Source organism: Streptococcus bovimastitidis, from assembly GCF_001885095.1.
In the GTDB taxonomy this organism is placed as follows: Bacteria; Bacillota; Bacilli; order Lactobacillales; family Streptococcaceae; genus Streptococcus; species Streptococcus bovimastitidis.
This window is the reverse complement of the sequence record NZ_LZDD01000001.1, coordinates 980,572-997,067: the sequence shown is the minus strand read 5'-3', so window position 1 is coordinate 997,067 and position 16,496 is coordinate 980,572. Positions and strand designations below refer to the sequence as shown.

Genomic DNA, 16,496 nt, shown 5'->3' with positions numbered 1-16,496 from the left:
AATCTTTGTAAAATTCTGATAATTATGCTATACTTTCAATTATTATACGGAGGTGTATTTATGACAATTTACAATTTTTCTGCAGGACCTGCAGTATTGCCAAAAGCCGTTCTAGAAAAAGCGCAAGCTGATATGCTAGACTACCGTTCCAGTGGAATGAGTGTTTTAGAGTTGTCGCACCGATCCAATGAATTTGATGCTATTATTAAAGAAGCCGAAGCTTTGCTTCGAGAATTAATGGCTATTCCTGATAATTATAAAGTTCTCTTCCTTCAAGGAGGTGCTTCGACTCAGTTTACCATGATTCCTTTGAATCTAGCTCAAGGTAAAAAAGCTTATTATCATGTAGCAGGTTCTTGGGGCAAAAAAGCTTATACAGAAGCTCTTAAACTGGCAAAATCAATTCCAATGCAGCCAGAACTATTGGCCTCTTCTGAAGAACACAAGTTCAGCTTGATCCCACTTTATGATAGCTCTGCTATTGACCCAGAAGCAGCCTATGTCCATATCACAACTAATAATACCATTGAAGGGACTGCTATTTACGACTTACCAGATACCAATGGTGTCCCAATTGTTGCGGATATGTCCTCAAATATCCTAGCTGTTCGTTATCAAGTTGACCAATTTGGGATGATTTATGCCGGTGCTCAAAAAAATATTGGCCCAGCTGGTGTAACTGTAGTTATTATTCGTGAGGATCTTTTGAACAAAGAGCCGGTTTTATCGAGTATGTTGGACTATTCTATTCAAGCTAAAGCTGAATCCCTTTATAACACGCCACCAGTTTATAGCATTTACATTGCAAAATTGGTCTTTGAATGGATTAAGGAATTGGGTGGCTTAGATCAAATGGAAGTCGTTAACCGAGAGAAAGCTGGATTATTATACACTTATATTGAACAGTCGCCTTTTTATAACAATCCTATCAAAAATCCTCGGGAACGTTCTATTGCTAATATTCCATTTACAACTCCTAATGAAGAGTTAGACAAGAAATTTGTCAAAGAAGCTGAGGCTAAAGGCTTTAAAAATATTAAAGGTCACCGTAGTGTTGGTGGTATGAGAGCAAGTATTTATAATGCCTTCCCTAAAGAAGGGGTTGTTGCTTTAATTGACTTTATGAAGGAATTTGAAAGTCATAATATCAATAAATAGTAATCAAATAGAATAAAGAATGAGAGAAGAAAAAGCTTTATGGACATTAGATTAGCTTTTCCAAATGAAGTGGGCCCAATCATGACAATTATTGAGGGGGCAAAAGAAGTTATTGCAGCCTATGGTAGTGACCAGTGGCAAGATGGTCACCCTAATGCAGACGTTATCATCGATGATATTATCAAGGGTCAGGGCTTCGTTGCCCTGGTAGATAATCAAATTGTAGCTTATTCAGCGGTTATTTATGGTAATGAAGAAGCCTATAACGCCATCTATGAAGGACAATGGTTAAATGATAATAATGATTATGTTACTTTCCATCGAATTGCTGTGGCTAAAGATAGCCAAGGTCAGGCTTTAGCTCAAACCTTTTTACAAGGATTGATTGAAGGGCATGATCAGACAGATTTTCGTTGTGATACGCATGAAAAAAATCTAGCTATGCAGCATATCATGACTAAGCTTGGTTTTAACTATTGTGGAAAAGTGCCTTTAGCTGGTGTTCGTTTAGCTTATCAAAAAATTAAAAAAGAGCATGAAAAAGCTAGCTATCAAGAGATAAATGAAGATAGTCGTTATGGTGGCAGTTACTAAGATGCTCTAAGGAAGGAGTGCTGGATAGCTTAGTCTTGTCCAGTCAATTCATAAATGGTATACAGTGTTAAAACTTATAATAATATTAATCAAATAGGCTTAAAGGAATTAGGGAATAAGTTTCAAATTGATGGAGACTTAGCGGCTAATCCCGACGCCTACATTTTACGTAGTGAAAACTTACATGGTCAGACTTTTCCTGACAATTTAAAAGCTATCGCAAGAGCAGGAGCAGGAACCAATAATATTCCAATCGATCAAGCCAGTGCAGAAGGTATTGTAGTATTTAATACACCTGGGGCAAACGCTAACGCGGTCAAGGAAGCTGTCTTAGCTGCCATTCTCATGTCAGCACGTGACTATATATCTGCCAATCAATGGACCAACCTTTTAAAGGGTGATGACGTTAGTCAACAAGTTGAGGCCGGTAAGAAACAATTTGCTGGGTCAGAGATTTCTGGTAAGACTCTTGGAGTCATTGGACTTGGCGCTATCGGTGCAAGGATTGCTAACGATGCCTATCGCTTAGGTATGAATGTTTTAGGCTATGATCCTTATGTTTCTATTGAAACAGCTTGGAATATTTCAAGTCATGTCCAAAGGGTTGATGACTTGAAAGAGATTTTTACTAAGTCGGATTACATTACAGTTCATGTTCCTTTGACAGAAGCTACAAAAGATACCTTTAATGCTGAAAGTTTTGCTCTGATGGCAAAAGGCACAACCATCATCAATTTTGCCCGGGCTGAATTAGTTAATAATGCTGATTTGTTTGATGCCCTTGAAACAGGTGTGGTCAAACGTTACATCACCGACTTTGGTGGTCAGGAACTTTTAAATAAGGAAAATATCACGGTCTTTCCCCATGTTGGGGGATCAACTGAGGAGGCGGAATTAAACTGTGCCATTATGGCAGGACAGACTATCCGTCGCTTTATGGAAACAGGTGAAATTACAAATTCTGTTAATTTTCCAAATGTCCATCAAGCTTTATCTGCACCATATCGGATTACCCTTATCAATAAAAATGTTCCAAATATTGTGGCTAAAATTTCAACAGCCGTATCCAACTTAAACATTAATATTGATAATATTATCAACCGGTCAAAAGGTGATTATGCCTACACCCTCCTAGACTTGGATGAATGCGATGGCCAAAAAATTAATCAATTAGTGGCAGATTTCGAAGCCAGCGAAAACATTATCCGTGTTCGCCTCATTACTAAATAATCGAACAGCCTTGAATGACATCAAGGCTTGCTTTATGGAGGGAAACTCATGACTTTATTTAAGACCATTTATCAATCACCATTAGGTCCTATCTCATTAATTGCGGATGAGTCAGCCCTGATTGGTGCTTGGTTTCTCAATCAAAAATACTTTGAAGCTGGGATAAAGCAAGTACCACTGGAAGAGGTCAATGCGCCCTTAGCAGCGGCTTGTCAATGGCTAGATGCTTATTTTAACCAGGAAAAGCCTGCTGTTGCTGACTTTATTGCTTTAAATGGGACCGATTTTCGCCAGCGGGTTTGGACCTATTTGCAGACTATTCCCCATGGAGAAACAAGAACTTACGGTCAAATTGCCATGGCTTTGAACTGCAAGTCGGCTCAGGCGGTCGGGGGAGCGGTTGGTCATAATCCCTTAAGCATTTTTGTGCCCTGCCATCGCGTTTTGGGATCCCAGGGTCAATTGACGGGTTATGCCGGTGGCCTTGATAAAAAAATCTGGCTATTAGAAAAGGAGAAAGGATAGACATGTACACTTTTTATGAATACCCAAAATGTTCCACTTGTCGAAAAGCCAAGGCAGATTTGAAGCAGTATATCTCCGATTTTGAGTCGGTCGATATCAAGACCACACCTCCTAAGGCAGAGCTTTTGAAGGAGTGGATGGAGACTTCAGACTTTACCATGAAGAATTTTTTCAACACCAGTGGTAACTCTTACAAAGAAATGGGTCTAAAGGATAAGATTGACGATTTAAGCATTGAGGAAGCTGCACAATTGCTCTCCCAAGATGGCATGTTAATCAAACGTCCCATTTTAGTAAAGGATAAACAAGTCATCCAAATTGGGGCTCGTAAACCCTACGGAGAATTATTTAAGTAAAAAAAGAAGTTAGGATTTTTCCTAACTTCTTTTTAGAAAACAAATTCTAGATGAATTTGATCAAATTTTTTTCGTAAATGATTCAATAAATCTGCCTTTTTTAAAGCAAACTGTTTGATAATGTGATGACTTTCAAGATCTAAAATTAATATTCTGACGTTTATTTGCATTCCTTGTTTATGAACAAAAATGTCATAATCATCTTGATGTTCTTTTAGATGGTGATTAACAATATAAACGATTGCTTCTTCAAGTTTTTCATTTTGAACTGTCGAATAGGCAAATTCTTTAAAGGAATGGATTAATATCGTTAAGGGCTCTTTAAAGGAAAAAAGCACTAATATAACCGTGATAAAAAAATCACCTGTGTAATGGAAAAAGCCCAGATGTCCATCTTGACTGATGAAATTTAGAAGAAAAACGGTTATTCCGATACCAATGGAGATAAGACCGTCAACTAAATTTGCCTTGCTTTCAGCATGTAAAATTGTACTAAGATTATTGATTGCCTTATTTTTTCGATGGTTATAGTAGGAAAGGGCGAAGCAAAGCATACCTGTTAGAATTGTATAGGGTAAAACGGGACCTGTGTGGATGAGTTCACCTTCACCATATGTAAAATATGAATAAGCGACTGCGCCACTTTCAAGAAGTGCAATCAGCAGTAACATTAAAGTAGCTATTGATTTTAATACCCCAAATAATGGCTCCAAGAAATAGAGACCCCTAGGAAAATTATCTGTTTTTTTGTGGCTATTTTTACTAATATAGATAGCAGCAATTGAAGAAACAAGACCAATGACCGAAAAGACACTATCTAATAAAAGTGCGTTTAATCCCGTGATAATATAAATAAAAATACCAGCGAAAGCATTAATGCCATTAACAGTTGAAGAGATTAAAAGTGCTTTTTTTTCTATATTTTTGTAGTTCATTTTTCCTCCTTTTTAATAATTATAATATTATTATATCATGAGAAAATTTAAAAAACAAAAGTGACTTTAAATGATGCAACTGATGATGTCTCTATCTGATTGAAGACAAATGTTATGTTTTAGGTATTTCTATTAAGATTTAATTGAATTCAAGTTCTAAAATAAGAAACTTTTCATTTGAGCAAAATATAAAGTATAATAAGCAATCGTTTTAAACAGTTTTTAATATAGAGATACTTATAAGTCTGGTTTCAATCAAACATCTAGCGGTAGACAACATTATTTTCAATAATTTGATCGTTTGACATGTGAACGAATGACGTAGAAATATTAGATGAGACGAATATTTACTGACATAATAGGATTAGAAAAAGGCTCTTCAACTAAATAATATACGAAATAAAAATGAAGTAACTAAAAATAATTTACTTAAGGGATTCAAAAGTGACATTTAGTCATTAAAAAATACTTTTCTATAGCGGTGATAATGGCATATCTCTTAATAAGCAACTCGAAAATCATGAGACGCTTAGGGATCATGATTTAGGCATGTAATTACTGGGTTTTCCTCAAACAGTCAATTCACTGACTGTTTGACCTACCGTCCGAAACCGAAATAGAAAAGCATTAAAAAAGTAAAGACTGATATTTTGTCTTTATATGCAAAGAAGTTAGGATTCTATTCCTAACTTCTTTTTGGATTAGTTTGCAAGTTCTGTATTGATTTGCCACATGATACCGAATTGGTCGATAAAGTTAGCGTAGGCTGGGCTCCAGAACATTTCTTGGAGTTCCATAACGATTTCTTGAGCATTAACAGTTAATTTAGCATAAAGCTCTTGAGCTTCTTCAATGCTATCAACGATAAGTGCTGCTGACATGTTGCCACCAGCTTTGTATTCAAAATCAGGATTTTCATCTGATAATTGAAGACGGATGCCATTAAATTCCATTTGGGCATTCATCACAAGATCTTCGCGATCTTTAGGACAATCTGGAACACCATCTTTCCAGAACATTAAATTAGTGATTTCAGCATTGAAAGCATCTTTGTAAAATTCAACAGCTTCTTTACCGTTTCCATTTGTTACTAAGTAGACATTAAGTGCAGTTACCATGTGTTTTCTCCTTTTAGAAAATTAAATTGTTTGACGAACAGCGATGTAGTTACCTTCGTTATCTTGGAAAGTAAAATGAACCATACCTTGGTATTCCATGATAGGGTTTGTAGCCACACCATTTTCAGTTAGTGTTTTGTATTCAGCTTCTAAATCATCAGTTTCAAAAAGTAGTGATGGGAAGCCAACGTTCATGCCTGGGTTTGCTTGAGCAACCATATCTTTGTTGTGGATTCCAAATTTTGTTGCTGAATCTAGTGATGGGGCAACTTCAAAAGATTTGAAATCTTCTGAGTCAGCTTGGTCAGTAATGACAAAGCCCATTTTTTCTGTCCAGAAAGTCATTGCAGCTTCAGTGTCATTAACATAAAGCATGGTTGTAGATTTAGAAATCATTTCGTGTCTCCAATTATTAATATATAGTGATGTGTTATTATAACTTGACTTGATTAAATTGACAAAATATTTGATTTTTAAAAAAAGGATTTAAAGATGGAACTGTCGAAGTGGTTTTGAAACGAAAAATGCATTACCAAAATCTTGATAATGCTTAATCCTTAGATATATTTCCTTGCTTCTCTAATTGAAAGTGGTGCCATTTGATTTTTATGTTCTTTGACGAATTCTCGCACCCAGTCAGGATTGGTCTTCGAATAATCCCGCAAACTCCAACCGATGGCTTTATTAATGAAGAATTCTGAAGATCCCAGATTGTTTAAGATAATAGCAGCCAAAAGTTCCGGCTTGGTTTTATCCTTTTTGCCCAACTGATGATCGATGGCGATGCGTCGCAACCAGAAATCCTCTGACAGCGAGAGCTCCAACATGAATGCATCCCGCCTGTTGTTCTCAATGCTGCCCAAAATATGGTCAAAATGGTCGATAGAATCCCACCACTGATTGCTGGTGACATAGGTTAAGAGTTTGGGAACATGGTCAAAGCTTAGCCATTTAGTCAAAGCCTTTAGATAATCACAGACAAAGTAGTGCAGTTCCCGTTTGGACTTGCCCAGGCAAGATCTAGCAAGAGCCAGTCAATGCTTTTAGCTTTCTTGTCTGCAGCTATTAAGTCCTTGTAGATGAGGCGACGAGGGCACGCAGGAATGCCGTAAAAGTCAAAATGGTTTTTCATATAGGCCGCCATTTTTTCAGCTTGTCCAGTATCAGCTTGGGAGGCCATACGCTTTTCAAGCAAATCAAATTTTTCTTGGCTTGTCATCTTATAGGTCAATTTCAAGAAGGATAGGGGTATGGTCCTGGCGAGTACCTGAGTCTAACATTTCAGACTTTAGAACTTTATCAGCAACACGATTTGAGGTTAACCAGTAGTCAATTCTCCAGCCAGTGTTGTTGATTTTGCTGGTTTTGCTTCGTTGTGCCCACCAGGTGTAGACATTAGGAATATCACCATGGATGTGACGGAAGGTATCGGTAAAGCCCTTGCCTAAAAGCATGGTAAAGCCAGCACGTTCTTCATCGGTAAAGCCAGCGGAACGGCGGTTGCTAGCTGGGTTTGCCAAGTCGATTTCATTGTGGGCAACGTTATAGTCACCTGTAGCCAGTACTGGTTTTTGGGCATCTAACTCTGCTAAGTATTCAGCATATTTGATATCCCATAGTTGGCGGTCTTCGAGACGTTTTAAAGCATCTCCAGCGTTTGGTGTATAAACTTGAGTAACAAAACAATCATCAAATTCAAGTGTGATAATCCGTCCTTCAGCATCCATTGTTGAAGGTGCTCCAATTTCAGGGAAGGAAACAATTGGGTTTAGTTCTTTTTTATAGAGGAACATAGTTCCAGCATAACCTTTGCGGGCAGGTTCAACGGATGAGCGCCAAACGTGAACGTAATCAGGAAAATAACTTTCGATAATGTCCATGTGTTTTTTAGTAGGGCCAGTTGCTGATAATTTTGTTTCTTGAATAGCAATAATGTCAGCGTTTTGAGCTACTAAAGTGTCGATTACAGCGCGTGAAAGAAGGGCGCGTGGTGATTCACCGGTCAAGGCTGCGTTTAAGGAATCAATATTCCAGGAAATCAGTTTCATTTTGAATCTCTTTCTGTCTTAAGATAAGTCTATTCTAGCAAAAAAGCGCTTATCAAGCGAATTTTCACACCTTTAAAATCTATTTTAAATTTTTTCGAAATAGCTCTTGCTTTTTAGTTAGTGAGTGTTATAATATATTTAGAAAAATTTCGAAATAGACGGAGGTTATCCAATGGGCTTCGCAGAAACTTTTAAGGCTTTATCCGATCCGGTCCGCCGGGAAATTCTCAATCTTTTAAAAGAGGGTGAGTGGTCAGCAGGAGAGATTGCCAAGCAATTTGATTTGGCACAGGCTTCGGTTTCTTATCACTTAAACATCTTGAAAAAAGCCAATTTGATTGAAGAAAATAAGGTTAAAAATTTTATTTATTATGAGATTAACACCTCGGTCCTAGAGGATGTCATGGTTTGGTTATCAGATCTAAGAGGAGATAAGAATAATGAAAATCAATAAAAAACACTTGTTAATAACTAGTTTAGTGACACTTTTACCAATTTTAATTGGCTTGCTACTATGGAAACAATTGCCAAATCAAGTACCAACCCACTTTGATTTTTCTGGCAAAGCTGATGATTATTCCAGTAAAACCTTTGCCGTCTTTTTCTTACCCTTATTTATGTTAGCCATCCATCTTTTTACGGTTTGGCTAGTTTCCAAAGACCCTAAATCAGGGCGGCTTAGAAAAATGGCTGGTCTGGTCTATTGGATTGTCCCAGCCATATCGCTCTTTGCCCAAACCATGGTCTTCTTTGCAGCCACTGGCTCTGGACATGGCATGACTTTCAATGCCAATATCTTTATGGGCCTTGTTTTCTTGGTTATCGGAAACTATTTACCAAAAATTCGTCAAAACTATACTGTTGGGATCCGAGTTCCTTGGACCTTAAATAATGAGAATAACTGGAATAAAACGCATCGATTAGCTGGAAAAGTTTGGGTAGCAGGTGGTCTCTTGATTTTGATTTTTGGCTTACTTAAAATTAGTAACGGTATCGTTTTTGGAATATTGTTAACGATTATGATTGCTTTTCCTATTATTTATTCTTATCGCTTTTATAAAAATGGTAATTGAGAAATCCCTTTCATAATGTGCTATAATAGAAGATAATACATTCTAGAAAAGGTTAGCTTATGAAAAGAAAAATGCATGTCTTGGTAACTTTGATTTCCCTGATTGTGATTGCCTCTTATTACTGGATCAATCTGCCACCAATCAATATTTGGAGTGGTGAGTTTTGGTTATTTGTTATCTTCCTCCTTGTCATCTTAATGGTTAATCTTTATATCCACTCTCTTTCAGATGGGATTCAAAGTCTTTTTACCAACTCGAAAGCAAAAGGGAAAGTCAAAGATGTTACCCAGAATTTCAATCTTTTTTCCGGTATCAACCGTTGGCTGACTCTGGCTATTCTTGGGATAGCTCTGGTTATTGGGGTCTTGTCTTTCTTTAATACCCGTCTTTTTAGAGCTAAAGCTTATGCTGACGTGATCAACGTAAAGAGTGCAGATTTCAAGAAAGATTTCCCTGAAAGCAATATTTCAACTCTAGCTTTGCTGGACCGAGAATCAGCGGAGAAGATAGGCGATACCTATCTTGGAACAATTGACAAAGTGTCCCAATTTGGTATTTCCAAAGAATACCGTCAAATTACAATAGGTAAACAACCTTATCGCGTTTCACCTCTGGAGTATAAGAGTTTTTGGAAGTGGGCGACCAACCGCCAAGAGGGGATTGATTATTATGTGAAAGTCAATCAAACCACTGGTAAGGCCCAATTGGTTCGTTTACAAAAGGCAATGAAATACTCAAGTTCTGAGTACCTTTTCCGAGATACCTTGCGCCATTTACGGTTTACGCATCCTTTTACCATTTTTGGTGATCCATCATTTGAAGTGGATGATCAAGGCAATCCTTATTATGTTGCAACTACTTATAAACCACGTTTTGGCCTGTCTTCACCCGATCCAACAGGTGCTATATTACTGGATGCTGTCACTGGTAAAACCAAGCATTACAGTTTAAAAGCAATTCCTAAATGGGTTGACCGTGTTTATTCAGCCTCAAATGTTCTGGAAAGAGTTAACGACCATTATACTTATCAAAATGGTTATTGGAATACCGTCTTTAGTCAGTCAGGTGTTAAAAAAACCACTGATAATTATAATTATTTGACCATTGGTTCGGACCTCTATCTCTATACAGGTATTACCTCGGCAACAGCTGATTCGTCAAATCTTGGCTTTATTTTAGTCAATATGCGGACTCGAGAGGTCACTAATTACAAGCTTTCTTCAGCGACTGAGAGCTCAGCGAAGCGATCCGCCGAAGGCGAAGTTCAAGAGAAAGGTTATCAAGCAACAGCGCCAGTTTTGGTTAAGTTAAATGATAAAGCTTTCTATTTGGTGTCCTTGAAAGATGATGCCGGTCTGATTAAATCATATGCCTTGGTTGATGCGGAAGATTATCAACAAGTGACAGTCAATAATGATATTGAAGCCTTGATTGCTCAATTTACGGACCGCGACACCAGTGGCTTATCTTCGCAAGCTGATAGTGGTCAGAAAGTGGAAAAAGTTTCTGGTCAGGTTGAACAAGTAGCCAGTCAAATGATTTCTGGAAATACCATTTATTACCTTTTTTCTGAAGGCAAGGTCTATAAAATCAAAGCCAGCAAGGATACGCCGGATCAACTTCCATTTATCAAAGCAGGAGATCACTTCAAGGGCCAAGTTGGTCAAGACAATTACTTACAAAATGTCACTATTGAATCTAGTACCCAAACATCAAATGTGACACCATAAGAAAACATATTAAATTATAAAGATATAAAGCCTGACACAATAGTTGTCAGGTTTTCATTTTGATCTTATTCTGAGCTAGATTAAAATCTCAGATTTTTACTTATTTTTTCTACTATTAACTATTGTTAAGAGACTTGACCTGTGCTATACTATTATTAGTTTTTGGAGGATTACCCAAGTCCGGCTGAAGGGAACGGTCTTGAAAACCGTCAGGCGTGTAAAAGCGTGCGTGGGTTCGAATCCCACATCCTCCTTAATAAGTCTGAAAATACTGTTGAACAGTATTTTTTTCGTGTCATTAGGAAGGAAACCATGTCAAAACGAAAAAAACAAAGATATTATGTTCATGAAGCTCTGCGTTGTGCCATGAGTCTGACTTTTATCTCGGGTTATGTCAATGCCTTTACCTTTATGACTCAAGGGCAACGTTTTGCGGGCATTCAATCAGGAAATGTTGCTTCTCTAGCAATGAGTTTGGCTCAGGGCAGATTGGACAGGGCTCTAGATTTTCTCTTACCCATCATTGTTTTTATGCTAGGTCAATCCTTTACCTACTTTATGCATCGTTGGGCTAATAAACATGGTATTCACTGGTATTTGTTGTCCAGTTTTGTTTTGACAGTGATTGCACTTATCACTAGTATTCTGACACCAATACTTCCAGCTTTCTTTACGGTTTCTGGACTGGCTTTCTTTGCTTCCATTCAAGTGGATACTTTTAAATCGCTACGTGGGGCAACCTATGCTAATGTCATGATGACTGGTAATGTTAAAAATGCTGCTTATCAGCTGACCAAAGGGCTTTACGAAAAAAATCGAGAAATGATTCTGATCGGTCGCAATACGGCTTTTGTCATTTTTACCTTTATTTTAGGGGCTTTAGCCGCATCTCTCTTATCCTTAAAATTTGGCGAATTATCTTTAGGGCTTGTCCTTATTCCCTTAACTTATGTCAATTATATTTTAGGAAAAGAATATTACCATATTCAAAGTAAAATCAAACCCTTTATGCTGTCTTATTCTGAGGAATAAGCTGTTTTTTTGATGGCGACATTATGCTATAATAAATAATATCTCTTAAAAGGGTCATAAGAACCAGTTAGAGAAGAAATTGATAAGGTTTCATTAGCCTTGAAAGGAAATCAAATGACTGATAAAAAACCATTTTATATTACAACTCCAATCTATTACCCATCAGGGAAATTGCACATTGGTTCTGCTTATACAACCATTGCTTGTGACGTTTTAGCCCGTTACAAACGCTTGATGAATCATGAGGTTTTTTACCTTACAGGTCTTGACGAGCATGGTCAAAAAATTCAGACTAAGGCTGAAGAAGCGGGTATTACACCTCAAGCCTATGTTGATGGAATGGCAGAAGGCGTTAAAGAACTTTGGAGCTTGCTTGACATTTCTTATGACAAATTTATCCGAACAACCGATGCTTATCATGAAGAAGTGGTTGCTGCGGTATTTGAAAAATTATTAGCTCAAGACGATATTTACTTAGGTCAATATTCAGGTTGGTATTCTGTTTCTGATGAAGAGTTCTTTACTGAAAGCCAATTAGAAGAAGTTTTCCGTGATGAAAACGGTAAAGTCACAGGTGGGATTGCCCCTTCAGGTCACCAAGTGGAGTGGGTTTCAGAAGAGTCTTACTTCCTTCGTTTAGGCAAATATGCTGACCGTTTGGTTGCTTTCTATAAAGAAAACCCAAACTTCATTCAGCCTGAAGGCCGTTTGAACGAAATGCTTAAAAACTTTATCGAACCTGGTTTAGAAGATTTGGCTGTTAGTCGGACAACCTTTACTTGGGGTGTTAAAGTGCCTTCAAATCCTAAACACGTGGTTTATGTTTGGATTGATGCCCTTCTTAACTATGCAACTGCATTAGGTTATGGTCAAGAAATGCATGAAGATTATGATAAATTCTGGAATGGGACTGTTTTCCATATGGTTGGAAAAGATATCCTTCGTTTCCATTCAATCTATTGGCCGATTCTTTTGATGATGTTAGACATGAAATTACCAGAACGCTTGATTGCCCATGGCTGGTTTGTCATGAAAGATGGTAAAATGTCCAAATCTAAAGGGAACGTGGTTTACCCTGAAATGTTGGTTGAACGTTATGGTTTAGATGCTTTACGTTATTACCTCATGCGTAGTTTGCCAGTTGGGTCTGACGGCATGTTCACTCCTGAAGATTACGTTGGCCGCATCAATTACGAATTAGCTAACGATTTGGGTAACTTGCTAAACCGGACCATTGCTATGATCAATAAATACTTCGGCGGTCAAATGCCAGCTTACCAAACCGGTATTACCGATTTTGATGCTGATTTAGAAGCAGTCGTTGCTGCGCAAATTGCAGAGTATCATGTTCAAATGGAAGCTGTTGACTACCCACGGGCTTTAGAAGCAGTTTGGACCATCATTTCACGTGCTAATAAATACATCGATGAGACTGCTCCATGGGTTCTTGCTAAAGAAGATGGCAACAAGCAACATTTAGCTTCAGTTATGGCACACTTGGCAGCAAGTCTGCGCGTGGTGGCACACTTGATTCAACCATTTATGATGGAAAGTTCAAATGCTATTATGACTCAACTTGGTTTAGAAGCGGTAGCTGACTTGGAAGATCTTTCATTAGTTGGTATTCGAGCTCAAACGACTGTCATCTCTAAAGGGCAACCCATTTTCCCTCGTCTTGATATGGAAGCAGAAATTGCCTACATCAAAGAACAAATGGAAGGCGGCTCTGCGATTCCTCAAGAAAAAGAATGGGTTCCTGAAGAAGTTGAGCTCAAATCTGAAAAAGAGGAAATCAAATTTGAGACTTTTGATGCTGTTGAGATTCGTGTGGCTGAAGTTAAGGAAGTTTCTAAGGTCGAAGGTTCGGATAAATTGCTGTGCTTCCGTCTTGACGCGGGAGATGGAGAGGATCGTCAAATCCTGTCTGGTATCGCAAAATTCTATCCAAACGAGCAAGAATTAGTGGGTAAAAAATTGCAGATTGTAGCTAATTTGAAACCTCGCAAAATGATGAAAAAATATGTCAGCCAAGGCATGATTTTATCGGCTGAACATGGAGAACAATTGACTGTTCTTACGGTTGATTCGTCTGTTCCAAACGGTTCCATTATTGGTTAAGATTTCGAGGAAGACCGAAAGGTCTTTCCTTTTTTGTATAAATATTTAGAAAATTTCGAAAAAAAGCTAGAAAATTGCTTTATTTCTGTTATAATAGAAAACACTTATTTTATTTTGCCAGTCAGATTTAGCTCGGTTTCAATAGCGAATTATCCTGGCTTTGAAAATGAAAAAATGACAATTTTTAGAAAGGTGTAAACGACCGTTTACATAGTGGTATTTTATGGTTAAAAAAGGTTTTCTAACAGGATTGCTTTTATTTGGTATCTTTTTTGGAGCCGGCAACTTAATCTTCCCACCAGCCTTAGGGGTTGCATCAGGCACACATTTTTGGCCGGCGATTATTGGGTTCTGTCTGTCAGGAGTTGGTTTAGCCATTATTACCTTATTGGTCGGCACCCTAACAAATGGTGGCTTCAAACAGGAAATGGATATTAAATTCAGCCCTTGGTTCTCGCTCAGCTTCCTGGTTCTCCTTTATTTAACCATCGGTCCCCTCTTTGCTATTCCCAGAACAGCTACGGTGTCCTTTGAAGTCGGCCTTTCACCTATTGTTGGCAATAGCCAGATTGCCTTGATGCTTTTCTCCCTTTGCTTCTTTTTAGCGGCTTTCGCATTAGCCTATAACCCCAATAAAATCATGAATAGTGTGGGTAAGATTTTGACGCCGCTATTCGCCTTGCTGATTTTAGTATTAGTAGTCGTAGGGGCATTTAAATACGGACAAGCTGACAGTGGTCAGGCTAGCGCTGAATATGTAGCTTCAGCCTTTGGGGGAGGTATTTTAGCCGGTTATAATACACTGGATGCCCTTGCCTCTGTTGCCTTCTGTTTGGTAGCAACAGAGACCCTCAAACAATTTGGTTTTGCTAGTAAGAAAGAATATTTATCAACTATTTGGGTAGTGGGACTTGTAACCAGCTTAGCCTTTAGTATTCTTTATTTGGGGCTTGCTTTCTTAGGCAATAAATTCCCAATCCCAAGCTCGGTACTGGCTGATCCGTCTATTAATAAAGGGGCTTATGTTTTAGCCCAAGCTTCCTATCAGTTATTCGGCCCCTTCGGCCGTCTCTTCCTAAGCGTTATGGTGGTTATGACCTGCTTTACAACAACGGTTGGTTTGATTGTAGCTGTTTCTGAGTTTTTTGCTAAGCATTTTAAGGCTTTGTCTTATAAGGTTTATACGATTCTCTTTACGCTTATTGGCTTTTTAATTGCCAATCTTGGACTCAACGCGGTCATTGCCTTTTCCGTGCCGGTCTTGACCCTACTCTATCCAATTGTCATTGTGCTCGTTATCATTATTCTCCTCAATAAAGCCTTTGCCTTATCTAAAAAGGGGATGTCTTTAACCATTGCCTTAGTCACTGTGACATCTCTATTGGAAGTTCTTGCTGGTCTCATGCCAAAAACAGCATTGGCTAGCTTTGTTGCTCATATACCTTTCCATAGTATGTCCATGGGTTGGTTGCTACCAACTTTACTAGGACTCTTGGTTGCCTTTATCCTTCCAGATAAAATAAAAGGAGAAGCCTTTGATTTAAGTCAGTTTGAAAGTGACAATTAAGCATTTAGAATAGCTAAAAAGAGTCATTTGACTCTTTTTTTGATATACTGACAAAAAGTAGTCTAAGAAGGAGAGACCTGTGAAGGAAGTTAAAAAGCCCCAATTTACGACCTATATGGCCAATGCGGATAATGCTAAAGATTTACTTTATCTGAAGCATGAGCTGGGAATTGATTCAGAAATCTTAACCTATGCCGCTGATAAAAACGAACTATCCCATTTAGAATATGATCGTGTCGATAAGACACTATTATTGATTTATAATGTTTTGGATGTCTCCAAGCAAGATTATTATTATCAAACTGTTCCAATTACCTTTTTCGTCTTTGATGATAACCTCATTACCATTTATAAGGATAAAAGTGCCTATATTATTAAGCAAATGGAGACTATTCTCGAAAAAAACGGCTCCATTTCCCTTTACAAATTCCTTTTTACAGTCCTTTATCTGATTTCCAAAAATTATTTCCCAACAGTTGACCACCTCAATGTTGAACGGAATCGTTTGAATAATTTATTACGAGAAAGAACCAGTAAAAAAGAACTCTTGCAACTATCCGATTTAGAAACAGGCCTTGTCTATATCGTATCAGCAAGTAAACAAAACGTTCTCTTGATAGAACAGTTAAAAAGTCATCTCTTATATCTGGACCTTGATGATGCCGAAGAGGAGCAGTTAGATGATGCCCTAATTGAAGCCAGACAGCTAGTTGAAATGGCTCAACTCTCAGCCCAGGTCCTCGCCCAATTGGAAGGCACCTATAATAATGTCTTAAACAATGAATTGAATGATACCATGAAAATTCTGACATTATTATCAATCCTCTTAACCATCCCAAGTATTGTGACAGGATTCTTCGGAATAAATGTTCCCCTACCAAGTTTTCTAACCCAAAGCCCATTGGGATGGCTCATGGTCATCGGTATTTCTGCCATCCTTTGGTTTGTCATGGCCTTTATTCTCAAATTAATGATGAAATACAACCGTAAATAGAAAAGAAAAGAGAGTCCC

16 protein-coding genes, 1 tRNA gene and 1 pseudogene are annotated in these 16,496 nt (G+C 37.9%); 13 read left to right on the top strand and 5 right to left on the bottom strand.

What is annotated here, in order from left to right; translation table 11 throughout:
* The first annotated feature begins 60 nt into the window (after positions 1–60).
* From serC to A9Q68_RS04850, 5 genes are read left to right on the top strand one after another with little or no spacing between them, the layout of a single operon-like run.
* Entirely contained in the window at positions 61–1,158 is a 1,098-nt protein-coding gene (serC, locus tag A9Q68_RS04870) for a 3-phosphoserine/phosphohydroxythreonine transaminase (RefSeq protein ID WP_071793568.1), read from the top strand.
* 39 nt (positions 1,159–1,197) lie between these two features.
* Positions 1,198–1,752: a GNAT family N-acetyltransferase gene (locus A9Q68_RS04865; RefSeq protein ID WP_071793567.1), complete on the top strand. Its 555-nt coding sequence runs from the start codon at positions 1,198–1,200 to the stop codon at positions 1,750–1,752.
* A 54-nt stretch (positions 1,753–1,806) separates the two neighbouring features.
* The gene (locus A9Q68_RS04860) at positions 1,807–2,982 is read left to right on the top strand and encodes a 3-phosphoglycerate dehydrogenase family protein (RefSeq protein WP_071793566.1); all 1,176 of its coding nucleotides are present in this window, start codon (positions 1,807–1,809) and stop codon (positions 2,980–2,982) included.
* A gap of 48 nt (positions 2,983–3,030) precedes the next feature.
* Positions 3,031–3,507, top strand: coding sequence for a methylated-DNA--[protein]-cysteine S-methyltransferase (locus A9Q68_RS04855; protein ID WP_071793565.1), 477 nt, complete (start codon positions 3,031–3,033; stop codon positions 3,505–3,507).
* Between the two features lie 2 nt (positions 3,508–3,509).
* Positions 3,510–3,863, top strand: coding sequence for an arsenate reductase family protein (locus A9Q68_RS04850; RefSeq protein WP_037592408.1), 354 nt, complete (start codon positions 3,510–3,512; stop codon positions 3,861–3,863).
* 32 nt (positions 3,864–3,895) lie between these two features.
* On the opposite strand, the gene A9Q68_RS04845 is transcribed toward A9Q68_RS04850, so the two are convergent.
* The 5 genes and pseudogenes from A9Q68_RS04845 to A9Q68_RS04825 all read right to left on the bottom strand — a co-directional run bounded on the left by A9Q68_RS04845 (position 3,896) and on the right by A9Q68_RS04825 (position 7,964).
* Positions 3,896–4,798, bottom strand: a complete 903-nt coding sequence (locus A9Q68_RS04845) for a cation transporter (protein ID WP_071793564.1) — start codon at positions 4,796–4,798, stop codon at positions 3,896–3,898.
* Positions 4,799–5,499: 701 nt separating this feature from the next.
* Complete coding sequence (locus tag A9Q68_RS04840) at positions 5,500–5,916, bottom strand: VOC family protein (protein WP_071793563.1); 417 nt, start codon at positions 5,914–5,916, stop codon at positions 5,500–5,502.
* 21 nt (positions 5,917–5,937) lie between these two features.
* Positions 5,938–6,312: a VOC family protein gene (locus A9Q68_RS04835; RefSeq protein ID WP_071793562.1), complete on the bottom strand. Its 375-nt coding sequence runs from the start codon at positions 6,310–6,312 to the stop codon at positions 5,938–5,940.
* 161 nt (positions 6,313–6,473) lie between these two features.
* A pseudogene (locus A9Q68_RS04830) lies at positions 6,474–7,135 on the bottom strand (DNA alkylation repair protein).
* 1 nt (position 7,136) lies between these two features.
* Positions 7,137–7,964 carry an exodeoxyribonuclease III gene (locus A9Q68_RS04825; RefSeq protein ID WP_071793561.1) on the bottom strand — a complete coding sequence of 276 codons (828 nt, stop codon included), beginning with the start codon at positions 7,962–7,964 and terminating at the stop codon, positions 7,137–7,139.
* Positions 7,965–8,136: 172 nt separating this feature from the next.
* Here A9Q68_RS04825 and A9Q68_RS04820 point away from each other — a divergent pair, with 172 nt between their 5' ends.
* The 8 genes from A9Q68_RS04820 (at position 8,137) to A9Q68_RS04785 (ending at position 16,478) form a co-directional block, all read left to right on the top strand.
* Entirely contained in the window at positions 8,137–8,418 is a 282-nt protein-coding gene (locus tag A9Q68_RS04820) for an autorepressor SdpR family transcription factor (protein WP_071793560.1), read from the top strand.
* Positions 8,405–9,037: an SdpI family protein gene (locus tag A9Q68_RS04815; protein ID WP_071793559.1), complete on the top strand. Its 633-nt coding sequence runs from the start codon at positions 8,405–8,407 to the stop codon at positions 9,035–9,037. The genes A9Q68_RS04820 and A9Q68_RS04815 overlap by 14 nt, the downstream gene beginning before the upstream one ends.
* A gap of 59 nt (positions 9,038–9,096) precedes the next feature.
* Positions 9,097–10,767 (top strand): hypothetical protein, encoded by a 1,671-nt coding sequence (locus A9Q68_RS04810; RefSeq protein ID WP_071793558.1) that lies wholly within the window; start codon positions 9,097–9,099, stop codon positions 10,765–10,767.
* 164 nt (positions 10,768–10,931) lie between these two features.
* A tRNA-Ser gene (locus A9Q68_RS04805) sits at positions 10,932–11,021 on the top strand.
* Positions 11,022–11,079: 58 nt separating this feature from the next.
* Positions 11,080–11,799 carry a YoaK family protein gene (locus A9Q68_RS04800; RefSeq protein WP_071793557.1) on the top strand — a complete coding sequence of 240 codons (720 nt, stop codon included), beginning with the start codon at positions 11,080–11,082 and terminating at the stop codon, positions 11,797–11,799.
* Between the two features lie 114 nt (positions 11,800–11,913).
* Complete coding sequence (metG, locus tag A9Q68_RS04795; protein WP_071793556.1) at positions 11,914–13,917, top strand: methionine--tRNA ligase; 2,004 nt, start codon at positions 11,914–11,916, stop codon at positions 13,915–13,917.
* Positions 13,918–14,140: 223 nt separating this feature from the next.
* Positions 14,141–15,484 carry a branched-chain amino acid transport system II carrier protein gene (brnQ, locus tag A9Q68_RS04790; RefSeq protein WP_071793555.1) on the top strand — a complete coding sequence of 448 codons (1,344 nt, stop codon included), beginning with the start codon at positions 14,141–14,143 and terminating at the stop codon, positions 15,482–15,484.
* A 79-nt stretch (positions 15,485–15,563) separates the two neighbouring features.
* On the top strand, positions 15,564–16,478 hold the full coding sequence (locus tag A9Q68_RS04785) for a magnesium transporter CorA family protein (RefSeq protein WP_071793554.1): 915 nt from the start codon (positions 15,564–15,566) through the stop codon (positions 16,476–16,478).
* Positions 16,479–16,496: the final 18 nt, after the last annotated feature.

Coding starts and splice junctions, on each gene's coding strand:
- brnQ (WP_071793555.1), top strand. CDS start 14,141: ATGGTTAAAAAAGGTTTTCTAACAGGATTGCTTTTATTTGGTATCTTT.
- A9Q68_RS04840 (WP_071793563.1), bottom strand. CDS start 5,916: ATGGTAACTGCACTTAATGTCTACTTAGTAACAAATGGAAACGGTAAA.
- A9Q68_RS04810 (WP_071793558.1), top strand. CDS start 9,097: ATGAAAAGAAAAATGCATGTCTTGGTAACTTTGATTTCCCTGATTGTG.
- A9Q68_RS04820 (WP_071793560.1), top strand. CDS start 8,137: ATGGGCTTCGCAGAAACTTTTAAGGCTTTATCCGATCCGGTCCGCCGG.
- A9Q68_RS04800 (WP_071793557.1), top strand. CDS start 11,080: ATGTCAAAACGAAAAAAACAAAGATATTATGTTCATGAAGCTCTGCGT.
- A9Q68_RS04825 (WP_071793561.1), bottom strand. CDS start 7,964: ATGAAACTGATTTCCTGGAATATTGATTCCTTAAACGCAGCCTTGACC.
- A9Q68_RS04860 (WP_071793566.1), top strand. CDS start 1,807: ATGGTATACAGTGTTAAAACTTATAATAATATTAATCAAATAGGCTTA.
- A9Q68_RS04835 (WP_071793562.1), bottom strand. CDS start 6,312: ATGATTTCTAAATCTACAACCATGCTTTATGTTAATGACACTGAAGCT.
- serC (WP_071793568.1), top strand. CDS start 61: ATGACAATTTACAATTTTTCTGCAGGACCTGCAGTATTGCCAAAAGCC.
- A9Q68_RS04850 (WP_037592408.1), top strand. CDS start 3,510: ATGTACACTTTTTATGAATACCCAAAATGTTCCACTTGTCGAAAAGCC.
- metG (WP_071793556.1), top strand. CDS start 11,914: ATGACTGATAAAAAACCATTTTATATTACAACTCCAATCTATTACCCA.
- A9Q68_RS04815 (WP_071793559.1), top strand. CDS start 8,405: ATGAAAATCAATAAAAAACACTTGTTAATAACTAGTTTAGTGACACTT.
- A9Q68_RS04855 (WP_071793565.1), top strand. CDS start 3,031: ATGACTTTATTTAAGACCATTTATCAATCACCATTAGGTCCTATCTCA.
- A9Q68_RS04865 (WP_071793567.1), top strand. CDS start 1,198: ATGGACATTAGATTAGCTTTTCCAAATGAAGTGGGCCCAATCATGACA.
- A9Q68_RS04845 (WP_071793564.1), bottom strand. CDS start 4,798: ATGAACTACAAAAATATAGAAAAAAAAGCACTTTTAATCTCTTCAACT.